Consider the following 3,633-nt stretch of genomic DNA (forward strand, 5'->3'; position numbering starts at 1 on the left):
GCTGCGGCCATTGATAAGGCTGTTTTTCCGGGTATCCAGGGGGGGCCGCTGATGCACGTTATCGCCGCCAAGGCCGTCGCATTCAAAGAGGCGCAGCAGCCTGAATTCAAGGAGTACCAGCGGCAGATAGTCAAAAACGCCCGTGCCCTGGCCCGCGCGCTGATCGACCGGGGATTTCAACTGGTCAGCGGCGGTACCGATAACCACCTGATGCTGCTTGACCTGCGCAACAAGGGGATAACCGGCCGTGAGGCGGAAATTGTCCTTGATTCCGTCGGCGTGACGGTAAACAAAAATGCCATTCCCTATGACCCGCAGCCACCCGCGGTCTCCAGCGGCATCCGCATCGGCACTCCGGCCGTGACTACCCGCGGCTTGAAGGAAGCGGATATGGAGGCGGTGGCCGAGATCATCCACCTGGCTTTGAGCTTCCGGGATGACCCGGACAGGCTGGCCCGGGTGCGTGAAATGGTGGGGGAACTGTGCCGCCGCTACCCGCTGTATTAGGGGACCGGAATAGTGTACCGGCGTGAAGCGCTGGAGTGAGCGGGGTAACAACGCATTAACCGGTTCACTGAATATCTACAGTGAAGCTATTGCCCGGGGGTTGGGGCACCAGGAAAACAAAGGGCCGTACCGCCGTTCCCCGGAGTCCGGAGGTGGAGCGCCATGGTTGAGAGGCCTTCTTTCGATGAGATTTATATGGAAGTGGTCGACGTTATCGCCCGCCGCTCGACCTGCCTGCGCAAAAAGGTGGGGGCCGTCATTGTGGTGGACCGGCGCATCATTTCCCACGGGTACAACGGTGTGGTCAGCGGGGCGGAACACTGTATCGACACGGGGCGCTGCCTGAAAGACCTGGCCGGCCGGGAAGACTACAAGCCCTGCGTCCACGCCGAGCAGAACGCGATCTGTCTCTGCGCCAAGCGCGGCCTGGCCGTGGGAGGTGGCACCCTGTACGTCAACGCCGATATCTGCCTGACCTGTGCCAAGCTCATTGTCTCCTGCGCCCTTTCCCGGGTGGTGGTGCGCCGGGATTACCGTGGTACAGACGAGGGGATAGAGTTCCTGCGACGCCACGGCGTGCAGGTCGACCTGTGGGAGGGTTGATGAAGCGGGTTCGCAGGTGTTGCTGCCGGGCAAAGCTGCCGTGGGCGTGCCCGGAGAGCACCGGGGAGGGTGGGGCCTCGCGGTATTTGATCAGAGTTTTGGGGCGGGGGTGACCGGCCATCGCCGGACGAAAGGCAGCCCTTTTCGACATTGGTGCCACACTGGTCACCGGCCCGGAGGTTTCTCCGGCCAAACAAATTGCCCGGGTGCTGGGCTTGCCGCCGGGTTATGACCGGCTGGTGGCGGATGTAATAATGTGCCGGGAGTTTAACGGCCCCCGGGAGGTCTGTGCTGCGCTGGGTGAAATTATCCCCCTGGACCCGCAGCAGGAAGAGGCCGTTGCGCGCCTCTGGGCGGACCAGGAGAAGGCGGCTGTGGAAATACCGGGTGCCGCGCTGGCCGTGCTGCGGGCCCGGGAACTGGGTTTTGCCGTGGGCCTGGTTTCGGACATCTGGGTCCCCTATTACCGTGCCTTTTTACGCGCCTGTCCGGATATCGCTTCCCTGGTCGACTGCACCGCTTTGAGTTTTCGCCTGGGCAGGAAGAAGCCGTCAGAAGAGCTGTACCGGGCGGCCCTGGAGGCTCTGGGGGCGGAACCCCGGCTTTCCGTAATGGTCGGTGACACCTATGACAAGGATATCCTGCCTGCTAAAAATTTGGGGCTGGCCACGGTCTGGGTCCTGTCCCGCCCCGAGCGCGAATACCGGGCCATGGCCCGGGTCCTGTGGGGAGAATGGCCCCGGCCGGACATCGTTGTACGGGATGTTGCCCAGGTGGGACGAGCGCTGGATGAAATTTGCGGGGGGACGGGGTCCGTCTGAACATGCTCATAGAAAGTTCATAGAAAGGTTGGCAGACTCATGGAAATAATCGGACTGGAACGTCACACCCGGGAAGAACTGGTGGCAAAACTGCGCCGGGTTACCATGCTCACCGACCCGGAATGTTATATATACCGTGATGCCTTCATTTCCCTGGAAAAAATACATACAAGTTGTCTGGCTCCGGCCCAGTCCTACGTCCTCACCGGTGAGCTGCAAAAAGTGCGGGAGCTGAAGTGGGAGCTGGCCCGCCACGGGTGCGACCTTTTTCATCTCGACGGGTATGTCACCCTGTACCTGGCCGGTTACGATGAACCGGTGGACCTCCTGCCGCCGGTCGTCGAGGAATCGGTGGAAGCCGACGGGTCGGTATTCAACATCGTCTGCGACGGCATGCACCGGGTCTACCTGGCCCGCCTGGAATGGACCGTGCCCCAGGTCATCTTTATCCGGGGCATCCCGAAGGACAAACCCTATTACGCCTACCCGTTACCCGGAGGCTGGTCCCAGGTGGTCTTGCGGGAAGACCTGCCGCCCGGGTTTATCAAAAAGTGGCACCGCATTGCCGGGTATAAATCCCTCTACCGCAACTTTAATTCCGCCTTCTGCAACGTGGGCGGCCCCCGGGGGCACTTTCGAAAGGGTTGATGGGTGGAAATTATCCCCTTATAATTCACGAGAAGGCGTCATATAGTTGATCGCGGGGAATAATATTCCAGTGGGCCCGGCTGGATGCCCCCCTCGGGGAGCCCGGCGCCCGCCATGCGGAGCGCACGTGGGGGAGGGGGCGGGTTCCGTCCTTAAACGGGTTGCCATACTTTACCGGGGACTCTCCCGGTTTAATCACCACTCCAAGGAGACAAACTATGCTCAAAGTTCTCGCTGTTTTTGGTACCCGGCCGGAAGCCATCAAGATGGCCCCTCTCATTAAAGAACTGCAGCGCCAGCAGGACCGGGTCCTCTGCCGGGTGGCTGTCACCGCCCAGCACCGGGAAATGCTGGATCAGGTACTGTACCTTTTTCGAATTGTGCCCGACCATGACCTGGATATCATGAGGCCGGGACAGAGCCTTTTCGACATCACCCGCCGCTCCCTGGACGGCCTGGAGCGGGTCATGGCGGGGGAGAAGCCCGACCTGGTGCTGGTGCACGGTGATACCACCACCACCTTTGTCGCCGCCCTGGCAGCCTTTTACTTTCAAATCCCGGTGGGTCACGTCGAGGCGGGCCTGCGTACGGGAGACAAGTATTCCCCCTTTCCCGAGGAGATCAACCGCCACCTCACGGCGGTGCTGGCCGACCTGCATTTTGCCCCCACTGCCACCGCCCGGGATAACCTGCTCCGGGAGGGGGTGGCTCCGGAAAAGATTTTTGTCACCGGCAATACCGTCATCGACGCCCTGCTGGCCACCGTGGATAATAATTATCAGTTTAAAAATGGCGAACTCGCCGGCATAGATTTTCAAAACCGCCGTGTGTTGCTGGTGACCACCCACCGCCGGGAGAACCTTGGCGAACCGATGCGTGAAATTTACCTGGCCCTAAGGGATATAGTCGCTCTTTATCCCGATGTGGAGATCGTGTTTCCCGTGCACATGAATCCTGCCGTACGCGGGCTGGTGCGGGAAGTGCTGGGGGAGTTGCCCCGGGTTCACCTGACCGGGCCGCTTGCTTACCAGCCCTTTGTAAACCTGATGAACCG

General features: G+C 60.9%; 4 protein-coding genes and 1 pseudogene. All 5 read left to right on the forward strand.

Features of this window, described 5'->3' with window-relative positions:
• Positions 1-507, forward strand: a pseudogene (locus tag ACPLUI_RS12525) (serine hydroxymethyltransferase); the annotation flags it as partial.
• Between the two features lie 162 nt (positions 508-669).
• Positions 670-1,110: a deoxycytidylate deaminase gene (locus tag ACPLUI_RS12530; RefSeq protein ID WP_424660592.1), complete on the forward strand. Its 441-nt coding sequence runs from the start codon at positions 670-672 to the stop codon at positions 1,108-1,110.
• Positions 1,111-1,316: 206 nt separating this feature from the next.
• A complete protein-coding gene (locus ACPLUI_RS12535) occupies positions 1,317-1,931 on the forward strand; it encodes an HAD family hydrolase (protein WP_424660593.1) in 615 nt (204 codons plus the stop codon).
• 39 nt (positions 1,932-1,970) lie between these two features.
• Positions 1,971-2,579, forward strand: coding sequence for a hypothetical protein (locus tag ACPLUI_RS12540; RefSeq protein ID WP_424660594.1), 609 nt, complete (start codon positions 1,971-1,973; stop codon positions 2,577-2,579).
• 218 nt (positions 2,580-2,797) lie between these two features.
• On the forward strand, positions 2,798-3,633 hold an 836-nt coding region (gene wecB / locus ACPLUI_RS12545; protein WP_424660595.1), incomplete at its 3' end, for a non-hydrolyzing UDP-N-acetylglucosamine 2-epimerase.

The sequence above is a fragment of the Desulfofundulus sp. genome (genome assembly GCF_049701015.1).
Taxonomy (GTDB): domain Bacteria; phylum Bacillota; class Desulfotomaculia; order Desulfotomaculales; family Desulfovirgulaceae; genus Desulfofundulus.

Bases quoted from the DNA above. Each gene is read 5' to 3' on its own strand.
- ACPLUI_RS12530 (WP_424660592.1), top strand. From the start codon at position 670: ATGGTTGAGAGGCCTTCTTTCGATGAGATTTATATGGAAGTGGTCGAC.
- ACPLUI_RS12540 (WP_424660594.1), top strand. From the start codon at position 1,971: ATGGAAATAATCGGACTGGAACGTCACACCCGGGAAGAACTGGTGGCA.